At 44.3% G+C, this 26,554-nt stretch carries 18 protein-coding genes; 16 read left to right on the forward strand and 2 right to left on the reverse strand.

Going from position 1 to position 26,554, the window contains the following annotated elements:
* Nucleotides 1-16: 16 nt before the first annotated feature.
* Entirely contained in the window at nt 17-913 is an 897-nt protein-coding gene (locus tag BLR43_RS06625; RefSeq protein ID WP_093069771.1) for a hypothetical protein, read from the forward strand.
* A 134-nt stretch (nt 914-1,047) separates the two neighbouring features.
* Here the strand turns inward: BLR43_RS06625 and gltA are convergent, their stop codons facing one another.
* The gene (gene gltA / locus BLR43_RS06630) at nt 1,048-2,328 is read right to left on the reverse strand and encodes a citrate synthase (protein WP_071002573.1); all 1,281 of its coding nucleotides are present in this window, start codon (nt 2,326-2,328) and stop codon (nt 1,048-1,050) included.
* A gap of 1,029 nt (nt 2,329-3,357) precedes the next feature.
* Here gltA and sdhC point away from each other — a divergent pair.
* From sdhC to BLR43_RS06690, 12 genes are all read left to right on the forward strand, one after another.
* On the forward strand, nt 3,358-3,744 hold the full coding sequence (gene sdhC, locus BLR43_RS06635; protein ID WP_093069774.1) for a succinate dehydrogenase, cytochrome b556 subunit: 387 nt from the start codon (nt 3,358-3,360) through the stop codon (nt 3,742-3,744).
* 20 nt (nt 3,745-3,764) lie between these two features.
* Nucleotides 3,765-4,151, forward strand: a complete 387-nt coding sequence (sdhD, locus tag BLR43_RS06640) for a succinate dehydrogenase, hydrophobic membrane anchor protein (protein ID WP_227674226.1) — start codon at nt 3,765-3,767, stop codon at nt 4,149-4,151.
* Between the two features lie 354 nt (nt 4,152-4,505).
* Complete coding sequence (sdhA, locus tag BLR43_RS06645; protein ID WP_071002571.1) at nt 4,506-6,356, forward strand: succinate dehydrogenase flavoprotein subunit; 1,851 nt, start codon at nt 4,506-4,508, stop codon at nt 6,354-6,356.
* A gap of 206 nt (nt 6,357-6,562) precedes the next feature.
* Nucleotides 6,563-7,273: a succinate dehydrogenase iron-sulfur subunit gene (locus BLR43_RS06650; protein WP_058023969.1), complete on the forward strand. Its 711-nt coding sequence runs from the start codon at nt 6,563-6,565 to the stop codon at nt 7,271-7,273.
* A gap of 1,071 nt (nt 7,274-8,344) precedes the next feature.
* A complete protein-coding gene (locus tag BLR43_RS06655) occupies nt 8,345-11,230 on the forward strand; it encodes a 2-oxoglutarate dehydrogenase E1 component (RefSeq protein ID WP_093069777.1) in 2,886 nt (961 codons plus the stop codon).
* A gap of 156 nt (nt 11,231-11,386) precedes the next feature.
* Nucleotides 11,387-12,622 (forward strand): 2-oxoglutarate dehydrogenase complex dihydrolipoyllysine-residue succinyltransferase, encoded by a 1,236-nt coding sequence (gene odhB / locus BLR43_RS06660; RefSeq protein ID WP_093069779.1) that lies wholly within the window; start codon nt 11,387-11,389, stop codon nt 12,620-12,622.
* Nucleotides 12,623-12,878: 256 nt separating this feature from the next.
* Nucleotides 12,879-14,330, forward strand: coding sequence for a dihydrolipoyl dehydrogenase (lpdA, locus tag BLR43_RS06665; RefSeq protein ID WP_093069782.1), 1,452 nt, complete (start codon nt 12,879-12,881; stop codon nt 14,328-14,330).
* 133 nt (nt 14,331-14,463) lie between these two features.
* Nucleotides 14,464-15,630, forward strand: coding sequence for an ADP-forming succinate--CoA ligase subunit beta (sucC, locus tag BLR43_RS06670; protein WP_093069784.1), 1,167 nt, complete (start codon nt 14,464-14,466; stop codon nt 15,628-15,630).
* Between the two features lie 74 nt (nt 15,631-15,704).
* On the forward strand, nt 15,705-16,580 hold the full coding sequence (gene sucD / locus BLR43_RS06675; protein WP_093069786.1) for a succinate--CoA ligase subunit alpha: 876 nt from the start codon (nt 15,705-15,707) through the stop codon (nt 16,578-16,580).
* Nucleotides 16,581-16,915: 335 nt separating this feature from the next.
* Nucleotides 16,916-17,791, forward strand: a complete 876-nt coding sequence (locus BLR43_RS06680; RefSeq protein ID WP_093069789.1) for a UTP--glucose-1-phosphate uridylyltransferase — start codon at nt 16,916-16,918, stop codon at nt 17,789-17,791.
* Between the two features lie 2 nt (nt 17,792-17,793).
* The gene (gene pgi, locus BLR43_RS06685; protein WP_093069791.1) at nt 17,794-19,470 is read left to right on the forward strand and encodes a glucose-6-phosphate isomerase; all 1,677 of its coding nucleotides are present in this window, start codon (nt 17,794-17,796) and stop codon (nt 19,468-19,470) included.
* Between the two features lie 37 nt (nt 19,471-19,507).
* Nucleotides 19,508-20,914 carry a UDP-glucose/GDP-mannose dehydrogenase family protein gene (locus BLR43_RS06690; protein WP_093069793.1) on the forward strand — a complete coding sequence of 469 codons (1,407 nt, stop codon included), beginning with the start codon at nt 19,508-19,510 and terminating at the stop codon, nt 20,912-20,914.
* Nucleotides 20,915-21,259: 345 nt separating this feature from the next.
* On the opposite strand, the gene BLR43_RS06695 is transcribed toward BLR43_RS06690, so the two are convergent.
* Complete coding sequence (locus BLR43_RS06695) at nt 21,260-22,747, reverse strand: phosphohexomutase domain-containing protein (protein ID WP_071002564.1); 1,488 nt, start codon at nt 22,745-22,747, stop codon at nt 21,260-21,262.
* Nucleotides 22,748-22,991: 244 nt separating this feature from the next.
* Between BLR43_RS06695 and mazG the strand changes: the two genes are divergently transcribed.
* From mazG to pcnB, 3 genes are all read left to right on the forward strand, one after another.
* Nucleotides 22,992-23,858 carry a nucleoside triphosphate pyrophosphohydrolase gene (gene mazG / locus BLR43_RS06700; RefSeq protein ID WP_071002563.1) on the forward strand — a complete coding sequence of 289 codons (867 nt, stop codon included), beginning with the start codon at nt 22,992-22,994 and terminating at the stop codon, nt 23,856-23,858.
* A gap of 76 nt (nt 23,859-23,934) precedes the next feature.
* The gene (locus tag BLR43_RS06705; protein WP_240365735.1) at nt 23,935-24,234 is read left to right on the forward strand and encodes a ComEA family DNA-binding protein; all 300 of its coding nucleotides are present in this window, start codon (nt 23,935-23,937) and stop codon (nt 24,232-24,234) included.
* Nucleotides 24,235-24,400: 166 nt separating this feature from the next.
* On the forward strand, nt 24,401-26,554 hold the full coding sequence (gene pcnB / locus BLR43_RS06710; RefSeq protein ID WP_093069795.1) for a polynucleotide adenylyltransferase PcnB: 2,154 nt from the start codon (nt 24,401-24,403) through the stop codon (nt 26,552-26,554).

Consider the following 26,554-nt stretch of genomic DNA (forward strand, 5'->3'; position numbering starts at 1 on the left):
AAGGATATTTACGCTTATGTTTCGACTTTTGCCAGTAAAGCCTAATGTTGATACTTCTGCTAGCTCAGCTCTGGCCGCAGTAGCGCTAACGGGCGTGCTATTTCTGACCGGCTGTCAGCAGCAAGCTGACGCACCGCCTGTACCAGATGAGGCTCAGACAACTGAAAAAACAAGTGAGGAAGACAGTCAACCTATGCAGCAAAGTGATTCTGCTGCGGCGCGTATAGAGCAGTTTCAGCCTATATACGTTGCGCAAGCGCAAGGGCTACAGCGTCGACTACAAGCAGAGTATGAGTCACTGGAAGCGGCAGATACTTCAGATAGCGAAGAGTCGCTATTACTCAATGGAGCGACTAACGATTCAGCTACTCTTACAGAAAATGCGAATAGCGCCAATTCCGAACCATTACCAGCTGATAGTCCAGTAGAAGCTAACGCTACCAGTGAGGAAGGTTCGGATGCAGAGATGAATACAAGTACGGAAGTTGGAGAGCGTGACTTAACGGTATTAAAACGTATTAGCCTTGAGCCGCGCAAACCGATTATATTGACGGAAGAGCAGATCATCGAGCGATATCAGCAAACGATGGCAGCGTTATATCAGCCTGTGACCACGCCCCTTAGTGCAGAAGATGCGGATACGCTAATCAACATAGCGACCTTAGTTCCTCAGTTATTTGAGCATGCAGAGATTGCAGGAAGGGTCAGTGCAAAAAGCCCTGCGCTGGCTCGGTTGATTATTCAGCACCAAGTATGGGAGCAAATAGAAGCGCAGCAAGTGGTTGATATGCAGCAAATGAAGCAACAACAGCAGCAAGAATTTGAAACGCTCATGGCCAAATTCAACGATACGATTAAAGGATATGACGAGCAGATTGCTAAATATGAGCAGACGTTAAAAGAGTTTCAATAACGGTTTAAATGATACACATAGTAACGAGTTTGCCAATAATTGGATGAAGTATATCCAATAGTATCTATCCCATCATAGCAATAAAAAATCCCGCACGATGGCGGGATTTTTTATTGTAAAGATACTATTTTTGCTTACTTACGGTCTTCAACCTTGACAAAGTCACGGCGCGTTTCACCAGTATATAACTGACGTGGACGACCGATCTTGTATGGGGCGCTGTGCATCTCTAACAAATGGCTGATCCAACCTGAAGTACGAGCCAGTGCAAAGATTACCGTAAACATTGATGTTGGGATACCGATGGCTTTTAAGATAATACCAGAGTAAAAATCAACGTTTGGATATAGGTTACGCTCGATGAAGAACGGGTCTTCTAGTGCAATTTTTTCGAGTGCCATTGCCAATTCAAGTTTAGGATCGTTGACACCAAGTGCTTCTAATACTTCATCACAAGTCTCTTTCATGACTTTCGCACGTGGATCGAAGTTTTTGTAGACACGGTGACCAAAGCCCATTAGCTTCACTTCACGGCTTTTCACTTTTTCCATAAATGCTGGCACGTTTTCAACCGTACCGATTTCATCAAGCATTTCTAGTACAGCTTCGTTGGCGCCGCCATGCGATGGACCCCAAAGAGCTGCGATACCAGCAGCGATACAGGCATAAGGGTTGGCACCCGTTGAGCCGGCTAGGCGCACAGTAGAAGTCGAGGCGTTTTGCTCGTGGTCTGCGTGCAAGGTGAAGATTTTGTCCATGGCGCGGGTGACGACGTCGTTTGGCTCATAGTCCACATCAGCAGGAGTCGCAAACATCATGTACAAGAAGTTCTCAGCGTAGCTAAAGTCGTTACGTGGATACATGAACGGTTCGCCCTGCGAGTATTTATAGCTCATCGCCGCAAGCGTAGGCATCTTAGCAATCAAACGAATAGCTGTGATTTCACGATGCTCTTCGTTGCTTAGGTCTAGGTTGTCATGATAGAACGCTGATAACGCACCAACGACACCAACCATAATGGCCATTGGATGCGCGTCACGGCGGAAACCTTCAAAGAATTTACGCAATTGATCATGAACAGCGGTATGTTCACGAATTTTTTCAAAGAAATCTGCCTTTTGCTCAGCGTTAGGTAGCTCGCCATTTAGCAACGCATATGCCACTTCTAGATATTCAGCATGGTTTGCTAACTCGTCGATAGGGTAGCCGCGGTGTAATAATTCGCCTTTGCCACCATCGATATAAGTAATTTTTGATTCAACGGGAGCAGTTACTTTAAAACCAGGGTCATAAGACCAAAATCCTGATTCTTGCAAAGCAGCAACATCGATAACTGGGCGCCCTAAAGTACCTTCAATAATAGGAAGTTCGTATTCTTCACCATTCACGGTTAGTTTGGCATTAGTGTCAGCCATAAATTGCTCTCCATTGTTTTTGATTCGTTAGAATAAAATTACTACAGACGCATACCTCACGTCGTTATCTGTCAAACGGCAAAATCCGTTTCACTCATTTAATACGCAAGGTATATTAGCAGCAATTACTTGTGATTTGAAAAAACTTTTATTGACCGTGGGTCCAATTGGCGCGGCCTAGCGGTGGTTGTTCGCTGTAATTTTTGTATCAAAATATGTCTGATTGGTTATTTTGCGCTAAACTTTCTGTTTATTAAACATATTTACAACGTCAATATTGACGTTATATTTTGGGGTTTGTCGCAAAAACGCAGCAGGATTTTCGCAAAAAACGAGGCTAAAAACAGACAGGGCATGAGCAGTAGACAAGTTAAGTGTCGAGCATAATTGTCAGAGGTAAGCGTTTTCCACATTCAGTATTGCATATATCTATTCGTTTGTTAATTAAGTGTGTGACTTTATTACTTTAGGGATAAATTTGTAATTATCGCCCAGTCATTTTATAATTGCAGGAATTGACTGGCACTAGCTTTGTGCGAATTGATAAGTGGTCATGATATAGTGTCGCCTAGAGCTTACTTTATACATGCTTATTTACGATTGTCTGGTATTTTGATAAACCAAACCGAATTCTGTGGTTTAAATGTTCTTGTTAACTGCTCTATTTTTAGATGCTCAGCACCAGTATTTAGTGCTCAGTACAAGGTTTATTTTGATAGAGAAGACATATTAACGTTGTCTGGCTATTCATACGACCAATAAAAATAGACTGGTTAGTCGATCTTACTCATGTTTATTTTCTTTGTTGTATAATAGATAGGTTGTTTTGTAGGCCTGTCAGCTCGACAAGCGACACTAAACAGCTTATCAATACCTTATATACATGATTCTTTCTTCATATTTAGCACAAACTAAAAGAAGTCAGCTAGCTCTTCCTTACTTTATTCGTCTCGTGTGTTGCTCGATGCTCAACTGACACTATTTTTGTCAAGCGTTGATAGCAGATACAGGAGTATAACCGCAAAAAGGATGCCCGCTGTGAAAAGCAACCGACCTATTGATCTGCCTTTAAGCCAAGTGATTAGCGTTAATCGCTCACCGATCGCAATCGCCTCTATTTTGCATCGTATCTCTGGCATTATTTTATTCTTATTAATTCCTGTAATGCTGTGGCTATTACAGAACTCATTGGCGTCGCCTGAGAGTTTTGAGACCGTATTTGACAACGTACTTGTGCGCTTTTTGACATGGATATTTGTTGCCGCCATCGCATATCACTTCGTGATGGGTATCAAACATTTATTTGCTGATATGGGCATGAACGAAGAGCTAAAATCTGGCCGCACTGCCTCTATGGTCAGTTTTGTAATTGCAGCGATTTTAGTTGTCGCGTCATTTATATGGGTGATGTTCTAATGATTAAAAATGATTCAGGAATCAAAAGTGCTACTGGTCTGACAGGTTCAGGCTCACGCGATTGGATTATTCAGCGTATTAGTGCTGTTGTTTTAGCCGTTTATAGTGTGGTGTTGCTGGGCTTCTTTTTGACCCACGGCGATGTCACGTATCTTGAGTGGTCATCATTCATGACTAGCCTGCCAATGCGTTTATTTAGCTTAGTTGCTGTACTTGCATTAGCTGGCCATGCTTGGGTGGGAATGTGGACAGTATTTACTGACTATATTACGACAGGCAAACTGGGCTCAAGCGCAGCAGGTTTACGTTTAGTGCTACAGTCATTGATGATTATCGCTATTTTAGTATTTCTATTTTGGGGAATCATGATTTTTTGGGGTAACGGCTTTGGTGTCGTTGCTGTTTAATGATTGAGTGACCAGCTTTAGTATTGATATAAGCATCTATATATAACGGATGCGCGCAGCTGGTATGTCAGCTGATAAAGTAGTTTAAAAGTATCCGTTGATAGCCAAAAATAGTCATAGCATTGGACCAACAGCGCCCACTATTTAGATTGTCGCTGAATGAGCAACAAGGTTGAGCAGGTTTGGTTCAGTATAACGATAGATATGCAAATTAAGTGGTCAAAGACTGTTATATCCTCTTCTTTAATAAGTGCATGTAATGGCCAGATAAAAGCCCTTAAACCTGCAATAAGAAGATTTTAAAACACGCTTTTCATTTACTTATAAGCATTAATAGGCATTAGGAAAACCGTAATGGCAACTAGACAAGACAATACCATTAGTAATATTAAGACCCTAAACTACGATGCAGTTATCGTTGGTGGTGGTGGTTCAGGTATGCGCGCTTCATTGCACTTAGCGGAAGCGGGTATGAAGGTTGCAGTCCTGACCAAAGTATTCCCAACACGTTCGCACACGGTTGCTGCTCAGGGTGGCATCGGTGCAAGTTTGGGCAACATGAGTAACGACAACTGGCATTTCCATTTTTATGACACCGTAAAAGGATCAGATTGGTTAGGTGACCAAGACGCTATCGAGTATATGTGCCGTGAAGCACCAAAGGTAGTCTATGAGCTTGAGCACATGGGCATGCCGTTTGACCGTAACGAAGATGGTACGATTTATCAGCGTCCATTCGGCGGTCATACGTCAAACTATGGCGAAAAAGCGGTACAACGTGCGTGCGCTGCTGCTGACCGTACAGGTCACGCATTGCTACACACGCTGTATCAGAAAAACTTACAGCAAGGCACTGAGTTCTTTATCGAGTGGATTGCGCTTGATTTGATCAAAGACGAAGCGGGTAACATCAACGGTGTTATCGCTCTTGAGCAAGAGACAGGTACTGTTGCGGTATTCCAAGCACCAGTTACTGTTCTAGCAACAGGTGGTGCAGGTCGTATCTTTGCCGCTTCTACCAACGCTTATATCAACACTGGTGATGGTATTGGTATGGCAGTTCGCGCTGGTATCCCACTACAGGATATGGAGTTCTGGCAGTTCCATCCAACGGGCGTTCATGGTGCAGGTGTACTATTGACCGAAGGGTGCCGCGGCGAAGGTGCTATCTTGCGTAACAAGGATGGCGAAGCTTTCATGGAGCGTTATGCCCCAACCGTTAAAGATTTGGCACCACGTGATCTCGTATCGCGCTCTATGGACCAAGAAATTAAAGAAGGTCGTGGTTGTGGCCCTAATGCTGACCATATCGTCATGGACATGACCCATTTGGGTGTCGACACTATCATGAAGCGTCTACCGTCAGTATTTGAGATCGGTAAAAACTTCGCCAACGTTGACATTACTAAAGAACCTATTCCAGTTATCCCAACCATTCACTACATGATGGGTGGTATTCCAACCACTATCCATGGTCAGGTAATCGTGCCGGATCTAGAGGCAGGTACAGATGAAGACGGTTTATATGCTAATGGTAACGTCGTTAAAGGACTATACGCTATTGGTGAGTGCGCTTGTGTGAGTGTACACGGTGCCAACCGTTTAGGTACCAACTCACTACTTGATTTGGTTGTGTTTGGTCGTGCTGCTGGTAAGCACATTGTTGATGAGTTCCATCAAAACGATCATAACTACAAACCACTTGATCCGCATGTACTTGATATCACGGTTGGTCGTTTAAACAAATTGCAGCAATCAACATCAGGCTACAATGCACAAGACGTGGCTGATGAGATTCGCGCCACCATGCAGAAACACGCCAGTGTATTCCGTACGCAAGCCATGATGGATGAAGGCGTTGAGAAAATTTTAGCGCTGGGTGAGAAAGTCGAACAAATCCATTTGGGTGATAAATCACAAGTCTTCAACACTGCTCGTATCGAAGCGTTTGAAGTGGCAAACCTATACGAAGTAGCAAAAGCGACGATGGTATCAGCCGCGAGTCGCCACGAAAGCCGCGGCGCGCATAGTGTCTCTGATTATGATCGTCCAGAAGATGATGACTATGCACCAAACGGCCGTAATGACCACGATTGGATGAAGCATACTTTATGGTATTCTGAAGGCAACCGTATCATTTACAAACCAGTTCGCAAAGTGCCACTGACTGTTGACTATATCGAACCAAAAGTTCGCGTCTATTAATCCTAGACTATGCGCTCGATATAAACAGAAAGCTTAAACGTTTTATCCCTTATTCATTTATTAAAAAGGTGACCGCCAGCTACATGCTCAGAGGAGTGCTGCTAGGCTACTAATTGATATTCGATTATCAGTAGTGATTAATAGCCAGCACTCATATGTTGCAATCTTTGTATGCCCGCCATCACCTACGTGTGGAGTTTAGCATTATGAGCCGAGGTACTCGCACCATCGAAATCTATCGCTACGATCCTGATGTGGACGCAGCCCCACGCATGCAAACTTATACGATTGAATTACTTGATTCAGATCGTATGTTGCTTGACGTGTTATTACGCCTAAAGAAAGAAGATGAAACAATCACTTTCCGCCGCTCTTGCCGTGAAGGTATTTGTGGTTCTGATGGCATGAACATCAATGGTAAAAATGGTCTAGCATGTCTAATTAACATGAACACGCTACCAGAAAAAGTAACCGTTCGTCCGTTACCTGGTTTGCCAGTGGTTCGTGACTTGGTTGTTGATATGAACCAATTCTACGAGCAGTACGAAAAAGTACATCCGTACTTAATCAACGATCAGCCAGCACCACCAACTGAGCGTTTGCAGTCTCCTGCTGAGCGTGAAAAGTTAAATGGTCTGTATGAGTGTATTCTGTGTGCATGCTGCTCAACGAGCTGCCCATCTTTTTGGTGGAACCCTGATAAGTTCTTAGGTCCATCAGCATTGCTACATGCGTATCGCTTTGTTGCTGACAGCCGTGATGGTGACACGCAAGCACGTTTGGCGCGTTTAGACGATCCGTTTAGTCTATTCCGTTGCCGTGGTATTATGAACTGTGTGTCAGTTTGTCCAAAAGGCTTGAACCCAACCAAAGCAATCGGTCATTTACGTAATATGTTGATTGATCAAGCTGGTTAATTGTTTTGATTATTGTTGATAGCACAAAAAAACACCACCTATTCGTTAGGTGGTGTTTTTGTTAGTTAAAATCACTGATTATAGTAGTGTTAATTTTCTGATCACTATTGTTTGAAGTGGGCTTCTATTGGTAGCGATGAGCAATTGTGCCGGATAGGTAGAATAATAAGCCTAGTACACTGGTGAACAATAGGACGTTAGTCTATCCGTAAATCTGTATGGGCGATACGTTGACCATATGTAAGAAGACATATTATATAAACAGCCAATCTATACGCCAATCTCAACTTATCGTAGGCCTTTGATTTTTATAGAATTTAAAATTCTAATTGTTTTAACTGAAATTTTAAAAACTAAGTAAACCAATACCTTAGAAAAATAAGTTGAGAGTGGGGTAATCTATATAATCGGATACACGTAAAGTTTGGTATAATTGCATCTTGAACTTGATTAAACATTGCGAAGTTTGTTTCCAATGCATTAAAAGTAGCATCTGTACGGGCTATTGCATTAATACAATAAAACGTTATGTATACAATAACGAGGCTTCTATAATTGATAATAGATATTCATTACGTAAATACTTAGTATTGAACAAACAAACTATATCGCAAAAAACGCTCATGATATTCTATACAGCAATGCATGTTTATCTGAAACGATAAGATTTGTTAGCAAATAGCGGATATTTCAGCGATAATAGCCATTTTATAGGCTAGCTGAAAGATTGACCATTTATTAATAATTTATCATTGATGAATTGGTTATGGCTAAAAGAAGTATATATAAATTAATGTTGTGAAACGAGCTAGATCAGAAAACTGAGTATTCACAAATAAATTTATTTTTAACATAGGTGTTGCAATAAGACTTGTTATCACTATTTAGCATTACTTGCTCTTTTAGACAATGACAGCAATATTCTATAGTGACGGCAATACTTAGGGATAAAAGTGTTTTATCGAACCGTATTCAATGGGGTATGACGAATTGTCTGAACGCCTAGCATACAACGACTGACACCATAATAAGCACGATTCCATTCATTTATCTATCAAATAGACGATTATTATGAATAGTATAACCAAAGAAAAAGCGGACCAAGGACATACTGAACTGGCCGCCGATAATGCCAGCTATATAGAAGCTCTTTATGAGCAATACCTAACGGACCCTGATAGTGTTGACACAGATTGGCAAGCGTACTTCGAACAGTACAAATCGTCAAATGATGCTCAGCATAATGCTATTAAAGACCAATTTTTGTTACTTGCCCGCAATCAAACGGCGAACAAATCGAGTAACGAAAGTACCGGTACAAGTAGTAGTAATTCAGACAACTGTACTGATCCTAAGCAAATGGGTGTACAGCAACTCATTTCAGCATACCGCCGCCGTGGTCACCGCCGCGCCAAGCTAGATCCATTGAACTTACATCCACGTGCAGAAGTGGAAGATCTAACCCTAGCTTATCACAACCTATCAGAAGCCGACCTTGATACTGTATTCCCAACCAATGATTTAGTGATCGGTAAAGACGAAGCACCATTACGTGAAATTATCGAGATCATGGAGCGTGTTTACTGCCGCCATATCGGTATTGAGTATATGCATGTGACCACCAGTACAGAAAAACGCTGGATGGAAGAGTATGTAGAAAGCAATCTAGGCTATATCAAGTTTGACAAAGAAAAGCGTTTGTCTATTCTTGAGCGTCTAACAGCGGCCGAAGGTCTAGAAAAATATTTGGCGCGTAAATATACAGGCGTTAAGCGTTTTGGTCTAGAAGGTGGTGAGAGTTTCATACCTGCAGTCAATGAAATCATCCAACGTGCTGGTGGCTATGGTACAAAAGAGATGGTCATTGGTATGGCTCACCGCGGACGTCTAAACGTGTTGGTCAATATTTTGGGCAAAAACCCTGCAGACTTATTTGATGAGTTTGACGGTAAAGTGCAGCCAGAGAAAGGCTCAGGCGACGTTAAGTATCACAATGGTTTTTCATCTAACGTGATGACCCCAGGTGGTGAAGCGCATTTAGCCTTAGCATTTAACCCATCGCATCTTGAAATCGTTGCACCAGTATTACAAGGCTCAGTACGTGCACGTCAAGTGCGCCGTAATGATCAGCCGTCATTAGATAATACTGGTGGCAACTCAGTGTTACCTATCGTTATCCATGGTGATGCGGCTTTTGCTGGACAGGGTGTGGTTCAAGAAACCTTCCAAATGTCACAGACCCGTGCTTATACCACTGGCGGTACTGTACATATCGTTATCAATAACCAAGTTGGCTTTACCACTAGCCGTCAAGAAGATGTTCGTTCAACCGAATATTGTACTGATGTCGCAAAAATGGTACATGCACCAATCCTACACGTGAATGGTGATGATCCTGAATCAGTCGTTTTCGCGGCTCAATTAGCCTTAGACTATCGTCATCAGTTTGATAAAGACATCATTATTGACTTGTTCTGCTACCGTCGCAACGGTCACAACGAGGCAGATGAGCCTTCAGCCACTCAGCCATTGATGTATGCAGTTATTAAGAAGCTGCCAACGACACGTACCCTTTATGCACAAAAGCTCATCGCAGAAGGTATCTTAAATACTGAAGAAGAAAAACAGTATGAAGATAATTATCGTGAATCTTTAGACCGTGGCGATTACGTTGTCAGCTCACTGGTTCAAGAGCCTAACGAGCAGCTATTTGTAGACTGGAAGCCTTATCTAGGTCATGACTTGGTTGACGATTGGGATACCAGTGTTGATATCGAAAAGCTCAAAGGGTATGGACGCCGTATGGCTGAGATGCCAGAAGGCTACAAGCTACAGCGTCAGGTTCAAAAGGTTGTTGAGCAGCGTCTAGCCATGCAAACAGGCGAAGAGCCTCTGAACTGGGGTGCCGCTGAGACATTAGCCTATGCATCATTAGTTGATAACGATGATGTCTTGGTACGTATTACTGGTGAAGATGTCGGCCGTGGTACATTCTCACATCGTCATACTGAAATCTACAATGTTAATGATGGCAGCATGTATGTACCACTTGCTCATTTGAGCGAGAAACAAGCACGTTTTGCTACTTATAACTCGTTATTGTCAGAAGAAGCTGTATTGGCCTTTGAATATGGCTATGCTACGACAGTACCGAACGCCTTGATTGTTTGGGAAGCTCAGTTTGGTGACTTTGTGAACGGTGCTCAAGTCGTCATTGACCAGTTCATCTCAAGTGGTGAGACCAAGTGGCAACGTGTCTGTGGTTTGACGATGTTGTTACCGCATGGTTTTGAAGGTCAAGGCCCTGAGCATTCATCTGCTCGCCTTGAGCGCTTCTTACAGCTATGTGCTGAAGACAATATGCAAGTCATCACGCCAACGACTCCTGCACAGATTTATCATGCCTTACGTCGTCAAGCGGTACGTCCGATCCGTAAGCCTTTGATCGTTATGTCACCAAAGAGCTTATTGCGTCATAAGCTAGCAACTTCTCATTTAGAAGAGCTTGCTAACGGTAAGTTCGAAACGGTATTGCCAGAGATGGACGATCACAACGCAGATAAAGTGACTCGTATGGTGCTATGTGGTGGTAAGGTTTATTATGATCTACTAGAACAGCGTCGTGCATTAGGTCTCGATCATGTTGCTATCGTCCGTATCGAGCAGCTATATCCGCTACCAGAGCAACGTTTGGTCGCTGAGATTGAAAAATACAGCAACTTGACCGAGATTGTATGGACGCAAGAAGAGCCATTGAATCAGGGCGCTTGGTACTACTTAGCACCGCATATGTTCCGTATTGTTGTACCACATCCAACCAAAGCAAAAGTTATGGAGCCCGTGGCACGTCCTGCTAGTGCAGCACCTGCAACAGGATCTCCAAAACTGCATGCACAGCAACAACAAGCACTGATTGCTGGTGGCCTTGGTGTAAGTGTTGATGAATTAGCTCAATAATAGATTGTCTAATTGAAAGACTATAGAAGATAAATGAATCAGGCGATGACAGTCAGTATGTTTTAATATTCTGCCAAATAGCATTATTAAAACGATACTGATTGCCTATCACGACTTAATAATAAGTATGAATATCCAAATCTAAGGAGTATATCGATGGCTGACATCAAAGCCCCCGTTTTTCCAGAATCGGTTGCCGATGGCACAATCGTTGAATGGCATGTCACTGAAGGTCAACAAGTTAGCCGTGACGACCTATTAGCTGAAATCGAAACTGATAAGGTGGTACTAGAAGTTGTGGCACCTGATGATGGTGTTGTGACCAAGATCGTCAAAGATGTTGACGATACTGTTCTGTCTGATGAGCTAATCGCACAATTTGAAGCAGGCGCAAGTGCTGGTGAAGCACCAGCGGTAGAGACAGATCAACCTGCTGCGCCAGTACAAGAAAAGCAAGCTGCAGATGGTGGCGAGCCAGTACAAGTCACTGACAAAAAAGATGAAGCAGAGCACAAAGATCAAAGCCCAGCCGTCCGTAAAGCGGCAAAAGAGTCAGGCGTTGATCCTAAAGATGTGGAAGGTAGCGGCCGGGGCGGTCGTGTCACTAAAACTGATATGGCTAACCCAACACTGAAATCAGACAGCAGCATCAAGTCTGACAGCGGTCGTCCAGTTGCCGAATCAACGGGCGAGCGTACTGAAAAACGCGTTCCAATGACGCGCTTGCGTAAACGTGTTGCTGAGCGTCTATTATCAGCATCACAAGATACCGCGATGTTGACGACGTTTAATGAAGTGAACATGAAGCCATTGATGGACATGCGCGCTAAGTACAAAGAGAAGTTCGAAAAACGTCATGGCGTACGTTTAGGCTTTATGTCGTTGTTTGTAAAAGCGGCAACTGAAGCGCTAAAACGCTTCCCAGCAGTCAATGCTTCACTAGATGGTGATGACATTGTTTATCATGGTTTTTATGATATCGGTGTAGCCGTATCATCAGATCGTGGTCTGGTCGTTCCTGTACTGCGTGATACTGACCGTATGGGTATGGCGGACATCGAAGCCAAAATCCGTGAATACGGTAGCAAGGCGCAAGAAGGCAAGCTTGGTCTAGACGAGATGACGGGTGGTACATTCACTATCTCAAACGGCGGTGTATTTGGGTCATTGATGTCAACCCCTATCTTGAACCCACCGCAAACTGCCATCCTAGGTATGCATGCGATCAACGAGCGCCCAATGGCGGTCGACGGTAAAGTTGAAATCTTGCCAATGATGTATTTGGCGTTATCTTATGACCACCGTATGATCGATGGTAAAGAAGCGGTACAGTTCCTAGTAACTATCAAAGAGTTGGTCGAAGACCCAGCTATGTTGCTACTAGACTTGTAAGCTTCTAAGCTTGTATTGGCAACCGCTGATACAAGCTTTTTAGCTTTGGTGCAGATAATAGCTCTACCTGATAAGCAGCAACTGATTTGCTACTAAATATATTCAAAGAATTTAATAATGGTGACTGACGCTCAGTGATCGATAAGTGAGTCTTTCTCACGGACATAGCGTATTAGCTATCAAGTGTAGACAATGCTGAGCGTTTGGTAAATAAACCAGTTTAAATAACACATAAAATTAAAAATAGGAACGTACTATGAAAGATAATTATGATCTAGTCGTTATCGGCGGCGGACCTGGTGGTTACGAAGCGGCTATTCGTGCCGGTCAGTTGGGTATGAGCGTCGCTTGTATCGAAAAACGTGTTTACAAAGGCGAGCCAGCACTTGGCGGCACTTGCTTAAACGTTGGTTGTATTCCATCAAAAGCTTTACTTGATACCTCACATCGCTATGAGGCGACAAAAGACGAGCTCGACGAGCATGGCATCAGCACCGGTGATGTCGGCATCAACGTCGAGAAGATGATTGAGCGTAAAGAAGGTATCGTCAAGCAATTAACCGGCGGTGTTGCGGCACTACTCAAGGGCAATGGTGTTGACTGGCTACAAGGTTGGGGCACGTTAGTCGACGGTAAAGGCGATGACAAAAAAGTTAAATTTGTTGCGCTAGAGGATGATGCAGAAAGCACCATTACTGCCAAGAACGTTATCTTAGCCTCAGGTTCTGTGCCTATCGATATTCCAGTTGCCAAAGTCGATCACGAGCATATCGTCGACTCGACTGGCGCGCTTGATTTCACTGAGACGCCAAAGCGCTTGGGCGTGATTGGTGCAGGCGTTATCGGTCTTGAGCTTGGTTCAGTATGGCGTCGCTTGGGCGCGGAAGTCGTGGTTTATGAAGCGCTGCCTGAATTTTTAGCCGCTGCGGATAAAGATATCGCCAAAGAAGCTCGTAAGATGTTCAAAAAACAAGGCTTAGATATCCGCGTCGATACCAAAGTGACTAATGCAGAAGTCAAAGACGGTCAAGTCGTCGTCACTAGCGAAAACAAAGGCGAAGCCTCAGATGAGAGCTTTGATAAATTGATCGTTTGTGTCGGTCGCCGTGCTTACTCTGAGAAGCTACTTGGCGAGGACAGCGGTGTGACGCTAACCGAACGCGGCCTTATCGATGTCGATGATCAGTGCAAAACCAATCTAGATGGCGTCTATGCTATTGGCGATTTAGTACGTGGCCCGATGCTCGCGCATAAAGCGATGGAAGAGGGCATGATGGCGGTTGAGCGCATTCATGGCGAAAAAGCACAAGTCAACTATGACACTATTATCAACATTATCTATACCCATCCAGAAATCGCTTGGGTTGGTCTGACTGAAAAAGAAGCTGCGGATGCAGGCTATGAGGTCAAAACAGGCTCATTCAATCTAGCTGCTAACGGTCGCGCGCTGGCGCAAAGTGAAGCGCAAGGCTCAATCAAAGTCGTTGCCGATGCTAAGACCGATCGTTTACTCGGTATGCATGCTATCTTTGCTGGCGCCGGCGACATCGTCCATCAAGGCATGATCGCGATGGAGTTTGTATCAAGCATCGAAGACTTACAGCTGATGACTTTCGCGCATCCAACCGTATCTGAAGCGGTACACGAAGCAGCATTGTCAGCAGATGGTCGTGCGATTCACGCGATTCAGCGCAAAAAACGCAAATAAGGTATTATCCATAACGGGCGATGAGGTTAGGCTTGTATCATGAGCACTGACATCATCGCCATGTTATGCGCGCCCGTTGTGTTGGGCGCATCGTTTCACTTTTCTTAATGGTAAATAACAAAGGATACAATCAATGAATTTACATGAGTATCAAGCCAAAGAGCTACTAAAAAGCTATGGTCTGCCAATTCAAGAAGGCATCATTGCCAGCAACGGCGAAGAAGCTGCAGAAGCATTTGACAAAACCCCAACCGACATCGCTGTTATCAAAGCACAGGTGCATGCTGGCGGTCGTGGTAAAGCGGGTGGCGTAAAGCTGGTTAAAACTCGTGAAGAAGCCAAGCAAGTGGCTGAAGAGCTTATCGGCACGAACCTTGTTACGTATCAAACTGATGCAGAAGGTCAGCCTGTAAACTTCGTATTGGTTGCAGAAGATATGTATCCAGTACAAACTGAATTGTACCTTGGCGCTGTTGTTGACCGCTCTTCACGTCGTGTAACGTTCATGGCGTCAACTGAAGGCGGCGTTGAGATTGAAAAAGTTGCTGAAGAAACCCCAGAAAAAATCTTCAAAGTTATCGTTGATCCATTGGTTGGCTTGCAGCCATACCAAGCGCGCGAAGTAGCGTTCAAATTGGGTCTTGAAGGCAAGCAAGTGAACCAGTTCGTAAAAATCATGACTGGCGCTTATCAAGCATTCATCGACAACGACTTTGCCCTATTTGAAATCAACCCACTAGCGGTACGTGAAAACGGCGAAATCGTTTGTGTTGACGGCAAAATCGGCATCGACTCAAATGCACTATATCGCTTGCCAAAAGTAGCGGCGCTACGTGACAAGTCACAAGAAAACGAGCGTGAGCTAAAAGCGTCTGAATTTGACCTAAACTATGTTGCCCTAGAAGGTAACATCGGCTGTATGGTTAATGGTGCTGGTCTTGCTATGGCGACCATGGACATCATCAAACTGTACGGCGGCAAGCCAGCTAACTTCCTAGATGTAGGCGGCGGCGCGACCAAAGAGCGCGTGGTTGAAGCATTCAAAATCATCCTAGAAGACAGCAGTGTTGAAGGCGTTCTTATCAACATCTTCGGCGGTATCGTACGCTGTGACATGATTGCTGAAGCGATTATCGCAGCAGTTAAAGAAGTTGACGTACAAGTACCAGTTGTTGTTCGCCTAGAAGGTAACAACGCTGAGAAAGGCGCACAAATCCTGAACGAATCAGGTCTAAAACTGATTTCAGCGCAAGGTCTGTCTGACGCTGCACAAAAAATTGTCGACGCTGTAAAAGCGTAATAGTCCCGATGTGATGGCAGCTTGCCCGTTATTGGCACTGCCGTCATAAGACAACCGAATACAAGGAAAACATAATGAGTGTATTAATTGATAAAGATACCAAAGTATTGGTACAAGGTTTTACTGGTAAAAACGGTACGTTCCATTCTGAACAAGCCATCGAATACGGCACCAAAGTGGTTGGCGGTGTTACGCCAGGTAAAGGCGGTCAAACGCACCTAGGTTTGCCAGTATTTAACACCATGAGCGAAGCGATGGAAGCGACCCAAGCAGACGCTTCTGTGATCTACGTACCAGCACCTTTCGTTCTTGACTCAATCATCGAAGCGGTTGACGCGGGCGTGAAGCTGATCGTGGTTATCACCGAAGGTGTACCAACCATCGATATGCTAAAAGCCAAACGCTACATCGAAGAAGCGGGCGACGTGCGTATGGTCGGTCCAAACTGCCCAGGCGTTATCACTCCAGGTCAGTGCAAAATCGGCATCATGCCAGGTCACATCCACTTGCCAGGTAAAGTGGGCGTTATCTCTCGCTCTGGTACACTAACGTACGAAGCAGTTGCGCAGACCACCAAGCTAGGCTTTGGTCAGTCAACTTGTATCGGTATCGGTGGTGACCCAATCCCAGGCATGAACCAAATCGATGCACTAAAACTGTTCCAAGAAGACCCACAAACCGAAGCGATCATCCTAATCGGTGAAATCGGTGGTACCGCTGAAGAAGAAGCCGCCGCTTACATCAAAGAAAACGTAACCAAGCCTGTTGTTGGCTACATCGCTGGTGTCACTGCACCTGCAGGTAAGCGTATGGGCCATGCTGGTGCTATTATCTCTGGTGGTCAAGGTACTGCTGAAGAGAAATTCAAAGCGTTTGAAGATGCTGGCATCGCGTACACACGTGACCCATCTAAACTTGGCGACAAGCTAAAAGAAGTTACTGGCTGGTAAGATAGACATTAGTCTATAGTGAAACTACTAAAACTATATTGAAATGTTAAGAAGACACCCCTACAATGGGGTGTTTTTTTATATCTGAAAATCCTATGAAAAGCGAGATATTGGCCATTACTTATAAAGATTGTATCAGTTCTCATAAACATGTTATTTTGAATGATATAGCTCGTAATTTTTGATTCAGGGTTCTTGAACTGATAATTTCTGTATATCTGCTGAGACGTTTGATATTAGCAAGGTACAAATCCAAATCGCTATAATATCTACTAAGTATTTGCTAAGTTAGCATTATTTTACCTAACCTACTTTCTTAAAACAGTCCTCTTATTATGAAAAAAATTACTCATGCTGTTATCCCTGTCGCAGGCTTTGGTACGCGTATGCTGCCATTGTCTAAATCTGTGCCAAAAGAATTGTTACCGCTTGGCAATCGCCCTGCCATTCATTATGTGGTCGAAGAGGCTATCGCTGCGGGTATCAAGCATATGGTCTTGGTCGGTCATGCACAAAAAAGCGCGATTGAAAACTACTTCGATATCAATGCTGAGCTAGATAATCAATTACGTCATAAAGGTAAAGATGAGGTGGCTGATAGTTTAAATTGGCTACCAGAGGATGTAACGGTATCAATAATACGTCAAGGTAAGGCCTTAGGTTTGGGTCATGCAGTACTAGCTGCGCGTCCTATCATTGGCGAACATGATTTTGCTGTATTGCTCCCTGATGTCGTTCTCGATCCGTTTACTACTGATATGGCTGCTGATAATTTGGCCTTTATGATTGATGCTTTTAGTCATGATGGCCATTCGCAAATATTGGTAAATGAAGTTGCTGACGAAGATGTGCACAAATACGGTATCGCCAAACTTATCGATACCAGTCATATAGATGAGATATCTGGCGGCGTTAATGCCAGCTTTGGCGTGGCAGGTTTTGTAGAAAAGCCAAGCTTAGCAGAAGCACCATCAAACCTAGCTGTCGTAGGGCGTTATGTTTTTAGCAATCATATTTTTGATTACCTCGCAAACACTAAAGCTTCAGTCGGTGGTGAGATTCAACTGACTGATGCTATCGATGCGCTTATTAACGAATATGGTGTGAATGTGACAACGATGCGCGGTGCCAGTTATGATGCCGGTGACATGCGCTCGTATATGCAAGCGTTTATCTATTTTGCCGAGCAGCAATTAGCAGATGAAAAATAGCGATGGATAAGATAAAGGACGATAAGAAGTATCATAGCGCTCGCCGTTCCAAATACTGGGAGCAGTTGCAAACGCTTGCGGCGCAGCCATGGTCGCTGGCAAGTTTATTTGCGCAAGATGACAGTCGTGCGACACGCTTTAGTGCGCAAGCTGGCGCGCTGTACATGGACTATAGCAAGCAGTGTATCGATGAGCGAGTTATGGATGCTTTATTGCGGCTAGCAGATAGCTGTGAGTTGTCCGCTCGAATTGATGCGTTGATGCAAGGGGCGATGGTCAACAATAGTGAAGAACGTGCGGCCCTACATACAGCACTACGTCTGCCTGAGAATGCAGAGCTACAAGTTGGTAAGCAAGATGTGGTTGCCGATGTACATCATAGTTTGGCGCAGGTAGCGAGATTATCCGAACGTGTCCGTAGTGGCACATGGCGAGGGTTCTCAGGTAAGGCCATCACTGATGTGGTTAATATTGGCGTTGGCGGCTCTGATCTTGGGCCTCTTATGGCGACCGCTGCGCTTGATGAATGGGCAGATACGGAAATCGGTGTACATTTCGTCTCTAATATGGACGGCACTCAGCTTGATAATTTGCTCAAACATTTAAACCCTGAAACCACTTTGTTTATTATATCCTCTAAATCCTTTGGCACAGTTGATACTTTATCTAATGCCAAAACCGCACTGTCTTGGTTACTTGCGACGGCGACGCTGCGCGCTGGTACTGAAGACAGTGTGTTGCGTCGGCACTTTATTGGAATATCAGCCAATAGTGAAAAGATGAGGGCTTGGGGGATACATCTTGAGCATCAATTAGAGCTTTGGGAGTGGGTTGGAGGCCGGTTTTCTTTGTGGTCAGCGATTGGGCTAGCCATTGCTATTCGTGTTGGTATGAATAGGTTTAGGGAGCTACTAAGTGGTGCTCACAGTATGGATGAGCATTTTGCACAGGCGCATTTTACAGATAACTTACCAGTATTGCTAGGGCTGCTAGCTGTATGGAACAGTACGTTTTTGAGGGTGAATGCCCATACCGTATTGCCTTATGATGGACGGTTGGGCTATCTGCCTAGCTACTTGACCCAGCTTGAAATGGAAAGTAATGGCAAGTCGGTCACTCAGCACGGCGACCATATTGATTATGATACTTGCCCAATTCTGTGGGGCGAGATTGGTTCAAACGCTCAGCATGCCTTTTATCAGCTACTGCATCAAGGCACGCAGCAAGTCTCCTGTGATTTTATCGCTTGTGTACGCCGTTATAGTGGCGAGGTGCAAAACGCCTCGTTGCAACAACAGCATGAGCTATCTTTAGCAAACTGCTTAGCGCAAAGTCGAGTCTTGGCATTTGGCAATGCTGCTGTCACAGAGGCATCGAATAGTGATGCAAAAACGGTATCCAGTGCAGATAAATACAAATATTACCGTGGTAATCAACCATCGACTACCTTGCTTATCGATGAGCTTACGCCTCATAGTTTGGGTGCGCTGGTTGCGCTCTACGAGCACAAAGTCTACGTGATGGCCAGTATTTGGGATATCAATCCGTTTGATCAATGGGGGGTTGAGATGGGCAAGCAAATGGCAGAGTCTGTGCATGACGCTATGCAGCAAGAGGCTCACAGCCAATTTGACACTTCTACCGACCAGTTATTACAGCATATCAAAAAACTGTCTTAGTAATACTGATCAATCAATAATGTAAAAAGGTACACTCATGGGGACTGCTACAAACGATCAATGTATGCCTTATAATGGATTTGCATCAAACCCATTGACCAGTTCCAATGTGTGTGTGCTGGTTGGCCATAGTATCGAAGCGATTACCAGTGCCGTGGTGCTGGCAAGTTTAGGTCAACGCGTTCATCTGTATGCAGATATAGATCTATTGGCTCAGCAGATACAGCAATATAGCTTTGAGCATCATCTGCAAGCGCTATGGCAAATGTATGTACAGCAGCGAGTTATTACAAGTCAAGCATTGCCAGATAGTGCAGAGACGTTAATACAATATTATGAAACGGCAAATCATGGTGACAGCCACGTCGTCAGTCAGAGCATTCATAGTGATGATCAAAATAAAGTGGCGCTTTACTGGTTGTTTTTAGACAGTATTAAGTCTGCGTGGACAGAAGATGGTTGGATTCGGGCTTTTAATCAAAGCCATCAGCAGGCATTACCTGTAATAATGAGCGGAATTAAGGAATTAGGCGCTGTATCAGCACTATCTGAGCGTCTACAGCGAGCGTGGGTCTATTATATACCGTTTGTTTTTTTGCAAGATGGTGATGCTTATAACTCCATGTTGAACCCTGCATTATGGTTGCTGGGTGAAAAAACAGCAGACAGCAACCAACATTTAGAGATGTTACAGCCGTTAATGCAGCATGCTCGCGCCGCTCATCATGCCGATATCGCAACGATAGAGTTTGCGCGTAGTAGTATCATGGCGATGCTCGCGACCCGGGTGAGCTTTATGAATGAGATGTCACGCTTGGCGGATAGCCAGCAGGTGGATATCAGTCAGGTGAGTCGTATTATGGGGTTGGATGAGCGCGTAGGCAGTAGCTATCTACAGGCAGGATGGGGGTTTGGCGGTAATACACTACCTACCGAGCTGGCTAAGTTACAGCAGTCGAGCAAAATGCATAGTTTAGACATGCCTCTTTTACAGTCTGTCGTGCATATTAATGAGGACCAAAAAGAGCTGATATTTCGCAAGTTTTGGCAGTATTTTGATGGTTTCATTGACAATAAAACCGTCATGATCTGGGGTGGCAGTTATAAAGCAGGCTCAGGCCGTACCGCAGGCTCAGCCATTCATCCATTGTTAGCATTACTGTGGTCTTATGGTATCCGTACACTGGTTTATAGTGATAAAGCACAGGGTGAGCTTGCTGCACTGTACGAACAACAACCATTGCTTGAATTGATTAGTAGTCCTTATCAGAGAATCAATGATGCTCAGGCCGTTTTTTTGATCAGCTGGTCGCCACGAGAGCGATTGGATATTGATAAAATCAATCAGCAAGCCATGCCAGTATTTGATGCGCAAAATACATTTACTCGATCGCAAATTGATCGCTTAGTAGGCGACTATGTGGGCATTGGTCGAGCTAAATAGTTTTATTTAACATTAGGGCGTGTTGAACATTCGACCATGGCACTGACAGCGACTATTTTTTAGGCGATTCGATGTTAAAAATAATAAGTTTAGTCACTCTAAGCGCTTATTTTTAACGATGAAGCGGCAAAAAAGAGTCCTGTCCCCTGCTTTTATCGTTGGGGCTGATGCTAAAATTGCCCCATACTGCGTTACAAATCTCGCTAAGGCATCTGCATTATCATCGCTTTGTGCCTTGTCTGGAACAATTTTAGCGATCAGCAGTGCCTATTTGCGAATGTTCAACACGCCCTATTCATTATCAAAAAAGCTCGCTAACCATGATTAGCGAGCTTTTTTATGATTTTATGCTGGTACTGCTCCTTGTACCGCTAGCCATTGCTGAATTTCTTGCGTTTTACTAGCCAATAACGAGTGATCGCCGCGACTTTCGATATTCAATCTAATCAGTGGTTCAGTATTTGAAGCACGCAAATTGAAGCGCCATTCGCCAAAATTTAGGCTTAAGCCATCAAGCAGAGATTTAGTTGGATTGTCGATACTAAATTTTTCTTCAATGGCACTGATGATGGTTGGGGCATCATGAGTCGTGAGGCGGAAGTTTAGTTCGCCTGAGCTGGGATAAGATTGAATATAACCTGTGACCAATTCTGATAAGGTCTTACCTGTGATAGACAGCAGCTCAATGGTGAGTAACCAAGGAATCATACCGCTGTCGCAATAGAAAAAATCACGGAAGTAATGATGGGCCGACATCTCGCCACCATAGACCGCACCTGACTCGCGCATGATTTGCTTGATAAAAGAATGTCCAGATTTACTGATTACAGCATTGCCATTATGCGCTTCGATAACCGCTTCAGTATTATATATCACTCGTGGATCATAGACGATTGACTCACTCGGGTATTTGTTCAAAAATGCTTGAGCGAGCATACCGACGATGTAGCTACCATCAATGAACACGCCATTTTCGTCAAACAAAAAGCAGCGATCAAAGTCACCGTCAAAAGCAATACCAAGATCCGCTTTGTTTTCTAGTACGGCTTGCTGAGTCGCCAGTCTATTGGCTTCAATCATTGGATTGGGAATACCGTTAGGGAAGCTACCATCAGGCGTATGATGCAACGTGATAATTTCAATGGGTGCACCAGCTTGCGTCAGTCTATTGATTAACAAGTCAACGACTGGACCTGCACTGCCATTGCCGGAGTTAATAATCAGTTTAAGGGGCTTTAATTTATCAATATCGATAAAAGTCATGACATGATCGATATAAGCACTTTTATCAGTCAATAATTGCAACTGTCCTGATTGATTGTCAGTGGTAAATTGTCCTGATTCTGCCAATGCCTGAATCTCTGCCAAACCGTCATCCGCACTGATAGGTTTTGAATGTTCTTTGACCAGTTTGAGGCCATTATAGTTGATAGGGTTGTGACTGGCAGTCACCTCAATACCGCCTAGCGCCTGATAATAACTGGTGGCAAAATACACCTCTTCTGTCCCTGTCATACCTAGGTCAATCACATCAATCCCTGCATCCATGATACCTTTGATAGCCGCTTGTTTTAATTGCTCACTAGAGTGGCGAATATCACTACCAATGACAATAGCTGGTTTTAGATCTGCCATATCATTGGTTTTATTTTCAATGGCTGCCTGATAGCGCTGATACAAAATCTGAGCAAAAGCCCGACCAATACGGTAGGCGATGTCTTCATCGAGATTGACGCCAAGCTCACCGCGTATATCATAGGCTTTAAACGAGTTGATGGTGATAGCATTGAATTCCATGGCTGGCTGATAGCTGGTGGTCGCAGAAGTCGACATAATGATAAAATTCCTTGCGCGTGAGCAATGATAAAATAAGAAAGTAGATAGCATAATTATAAGCCAATCAGGGTTCAATGATACATTAACTACTCAATGAGTTAGACACATGTCGATATGTATGACGCAGATTTATGCTGATCGATCACTAAGCCTCGTACTACACTGACATACGAGAATGATAAACTATACGCTATACCAAACCAAAAAATGGCATGATAAATAAGATATAAGAGTATTTCCTATGAGTATTTTAGACAATAAAATTACCGTACCTAAGCCCGTGCAAGGAACGCCAGACGCTACTGGAAAGCTTGATGATCTGCTGGCTTTGATGGCTCGTCTACGAGCAGATTGTCCGTGGGATAGGAAACAGACCAACCATAGCCTTATTCCGTATGCCATTGAAGAAGCCTATGAGCTGGGCGAAGCAGTGCAAAGCGATGATGATGAAGATATCAAAGGTGAGCTGGGTGATGTCCTATTACAAGTCATCTTTCATTGTCAGATGTACGCTGAACAAGGGCGTTTTGATATGAGTGATGTCATTACGACTTTACAAGAAAAGCTGGTTCGCCGTCACCCTCATGTATTTGAAGCCGAAACGCTCAAGGACGATGCCGCAGTAAAAATACGCTGGGATGAAATTAAAGCGGAAGAGCAACAGGCACGCGAAGCACGAGGTAAGTCAAAACGTCGCTTAGATAACGTAAAAGCCGGTAGTGCTCTCATGCAGGCACAAAATGTACAAAAACAAGCGTCAACGCTGGGTTTTGATTGGGACGGTGTTACTGGTGCCGTCGAAAAGCTAGACGAAGAGATTGCCGAGCTAAAGCATGAGCTAACAGATAAATCTATAGTCGAGATCAAAGCCAATATCAGAGAGGTAGAAAAGGAATTAGGCGATTGCATGTTTGCGCTCGTCAATGTCGCACGTAAACTAAACCTTGATGCAGAAGCCGCTACCTTAACCTGCGTACATAAATTTAAATCACGTTTTGGTTATATTGAGGAGCAATTAGCATTAAGTGGTAAGCGTTTGGAGGACAGCGATATAACCGAAATGGATGCATTGTGGGAAGCGGCGAAACAACATGAACGCTCATCATAAAATTTCGTCTCACAGTTATATTTCGCCCAGCAGCTACACAGCAATGTCTATTGTTAGTCTTTTATGCGCTCTGCTGATGCTTAATAATGCCCACGCTGCTCCCTGTTTTGAGAACCCTCAGCGCGCTTACAATTATCTGTTGGCACAAGAAAATGCCAAAATACAGGCACGAGATGAAGCCACCGTAAATATCAATCGTGCCAGTGAAGGCGAGCTGGTATCGCTGAATGGTATTGGCAGCAGTAAAGCCCAGGCGATTATTTTATATCGTGAAATGTTTGGTGAATTCAAAACAGTAGATGAGTTGGCAAAGGTGAAAGGTATTGGTGCAAAAACGCTTGAGAAAAATCGAAGACGCTTAAGTGTGCAAGATTAATAGCGGTATTTTGCATTAATCAATCCCAATATTGACAAAATAGCATGTAAGTAAATGTCATAACACACCCAGCACGTGCAAAATTTGTTAAACTAGCGGGTACATCCGCCTGATAAACGCTGTGTTATTCAGGGGTGGTTAAAGAATACCGGCGAGGAGTAGATGCATGGCCGAGCGTGCCGCCAAGCAGTTAGAACTGAACAAATCTGAATTACCCAATTCCATTACTGAAGTGATTGCCACATTGACCCGAGCTGGGTTTGATGCGTATATTGTTGGTGGCGGTGTGCGCGATACCTTATTGGGTCTGCGCCCAAAAGACTTTGACGCCGTGACTGATGCCAAGCCGCACGAGATTAAAGACGTCTTTGGCAAGCGTTGCCGTATCATCGGTCGCCGCTTCCAATTGGCACATGTATATTCAGGTCGCGAGTTAATCGAAGTGGCGACGTTTCGTGGTCCACCAACGAGCAATGCCAATACCAATCAGGACGGTATGATCCTGCGCGACAATGTGTGGGGCGATATCAAGCAAGACTTTGCCCGTCGTGACTTTTCTATCAACGCGCTTTATTATCAGCCGCTCAAAGGCGTGGTTCATGATTTCTGCGGTGCGCTTGATGATATTGATAATAGAATCATTCGTCTATTGGGTCATGCGCCAGTGCGTATCGAAGAAGATCCAGTAAGACTATTACGTGCGCTGCGATTTAAAGCCAAATTGGGCTTTGAGTTTGATGATGCGTTATCCGATCAGTTTCATGATGGTAATTGGGCGCTGCTTGAGCAGATATCGCCACATCGTCTCTACGATGAAACACAGAAGATGTTTACCGGTGGCTATCTAGTGCCACTGTTGCCACTATTGTTTGAGTCTGGCGCGATCGATAGCCTCATCATTTATCCACCAGCCGAGCCAAGCGCCTTAGTCAATCAAGTGGCCATCAATACCGACAAGCGTATTGCGGCAGGCAAAAGCATCAATCCAGCGTTCTTTTATGCGGCGCTATTGTGGGAAAACTATTTGCATCAATTGGCAAAAGCTAAAAAGCGCAATATGCCGTTTGCTGAAGCACAAATGCATGCCGCTGGTAAAGTCATTGACCGTCAACGCATCAAAACCGCTATTCCAAAATTTGCTGAGCAGTTTATCCGTGATATTTGGATATTGCAGCCAAAACTTGCGGCTCCGCGTAGCAAGCAAATCGTTCAGCTCTCTGAGCATCCGCGCTTTCGTGCGGGTTTTGACTTTTTATTATTGCGTGAGCAATGCGGTGATGCTGAGCATCCATTGTCAGAGTCGACGAATGGCATGGGCGAGTGGTGGCAGACGTATCAGACATTGTCTGAGCGAGAGCAGCAGCAAGCGATTGAAGCGTTCGACGAAAATATTCGCCGCGGTGCCTATAAAAAAGGGCAACGTAGTCGCGGGCGCAATCGTCAAAAACCAGAAGCAAATATCACTGATCACTCACCATCTAATCAGAACAGTGCAAAACAAAGTAAAGCCAATACTAGTACTGATAAAGGTAGGAATGATCAGACAATGGTAAATGACCCATCAAATATCCCAGCACGCCGTCGTCGCGCTGTCAGTCAGTCTAAAAATGACAGCAGTAACAACACAGCATACAACACGCAGCAGGTAAAGCAAGACAGTAATGAGCTTGCGCAGCTACAGCAGCTATCGCTTGCCAGTAATAACCAGGCGACAAACAAACGCCATCACTCTAAACCTGCCCCACTGTTTGTGATAGAACACGAAAAAGTTGTGCCACCGCTACAAAAGCAGCTGCCAGCAGAGAGTGCATCGCAGCCGAAGCGCAAGAATACACCTGTGCAAACGGATAAAGCTGATCGTTCAGATAGTACTCAGTTGTCTAAAGCTAATTCGTCAGAGGTTAAGGCATCATCTGATCAGGTAAAACCAACTCGCACAATCGCCAGATCGCCTGCGCTTGTCAGTATGAATAACGAGCCGATTCCGCACAAGCGTCGCCGTCGTCAGCCTACTGTTGATAGTACAAATAGTGTCGAGTTGCAAAGTAAGAATGATAAAGAACAATCAACAGCGAAGTATGCGAGAAAAGCACCTAAGTCAGTAGCGACATCAGCTAGTCCAGCTGATACTACAGAAGCAAAAACTGTAGCGCGTGAAGGGACAAAGAAAGCGGCTACACCAACAAAGGCCAAGAAACCAGTCAAAGCAAAGACTGAGCAAGTTGATAGTAATCAAGCGCCTGCTGTTAAAGTGACCGACGATAAAGGCCCTGTGCCATCAAAACGCCGTCGCCGTCAGCCTAGTACTGAAAGTGCCTGA

The organism is Psychrobacter pacificensis, assembly GCF_900101915.1.
Lineage (GTDB): Bacteria > Pseudomonadota > Gammaproteobacteria > Pseudomonadales > Moraxellaceae > Psychrobacter > Psychrobacter pacificensis.

Bases quoted from the DNA above. Each gene is read 5' to 3' on its own strand.
- BLR43_RS06625 (WP_093069771.1), top strand. From the start codon at position 17: ATGTTTCGACTTTTGCCAGTAAAGCCTAATGTTGATACTTCTGCTAGC.
- gltA (WP_071002573.1), bottom strand. From the start codon at position 2,328: ATGGCTGACACTAATGCCAAACTAACCGTGAATGGTGAAGAATACGAA.
- sdhC (WP_093069774.1), top strand. From the start codon at position 3,358: ATGCCCGCTGTGAAAAGCAACCGACCTATTGATCTGCCTTTAAGCCAA.
- sdhA (WP_071002571.1), top strand. From the start codon at position 4,506: ATGGCAACTAGACAAGACAATACCATTAGTAATATTAAGACCCTAAAC.
- BLR43_RS06650 (WP_058023969.1), top strand. From the start codon at position 6,563: ATGAGCCGAGGTACTCGCACCATCGAAATCTATCGCTACGATCCTGAT.
- BLR43_RS06655 (WP_093069777.1), top strand. From the start codon at position 8,345: ATGAATAGTATAACCAAAGAAAAAGCGGACCAAGGACATACTGAACTG.
- odhB (WP_093069779.1), top strand. From the start codon at position 11,387: ATGGCTGACATCAAAGCCCCCGTTTTTCCAGAATCGGTTGCCGATGGC.
- lpdA (WP_093069782.1), top strand. From the start codon at position 12,879: ATGAAAGATAATTATGATCTAGTCGTTATCGGCGGCGGACCTGGTGGT.
- sucC (WP_093069784.1), top strand. From the start codon at position 14,464: ATGAATTTACATGAGTATCAAGCCAAAGAGCTACTAAAAAGCTATGGT.
- sucD (WP_093069786.1), top strand. From the start codon at position 15,705: ATGAGTGTATTAATTGATAAAGATACCAAAGTATTGGTACAAGGTTTT.
- BLR43_RS06680 (WP_093069789.1), top strand. From the start codon at position 16,916: ATGAAAAAAATTACTCATGCTGTTATCCCTGTCGCAGGCTTTGGTACG.
- pgi (WP_093069791.1), top strand. From the start codon at position 17,794: ATGGATAAGATAAAGGACGATAAGAAGTATCATAGCGCTCGCCGTTCC.
- BLR43_RS06690 (WP_093069793.1), top strand. From the start codon at position 19,508: ATGGGGACTGCTACAAACGATCAATGTATGCCTTATAATGGATTTGCA.
- BLR43_RS06695 (WP_071002564.1), bottom strand. From the start codon at position 22,747: ATGTCGACTTCTGCGACCACCAGCTATCAGCCAGCCATGGAATTCAAT.
- mazG (WP_071002563.1), top strand. From the start codon at position 22,992: ATGAGTATTTTAGACAATAAAATTACCGTACCTAAGCCCGTGCAAGGA.
- BLR43_RS06705 (WP_240365735.1), top strand. From the start codon at position 23,935: ATGCTTAATAATGCCCACGCTGCTCCCTGTTTTGAGAACCCTCAGCGC.
- pcnB (WP_093069795.1), top strand. From the start codon at position 24,401: ATGGCCGAGCGTGCCGCCAAGCAGTTAGAACTGAACAAATCTGAATTA.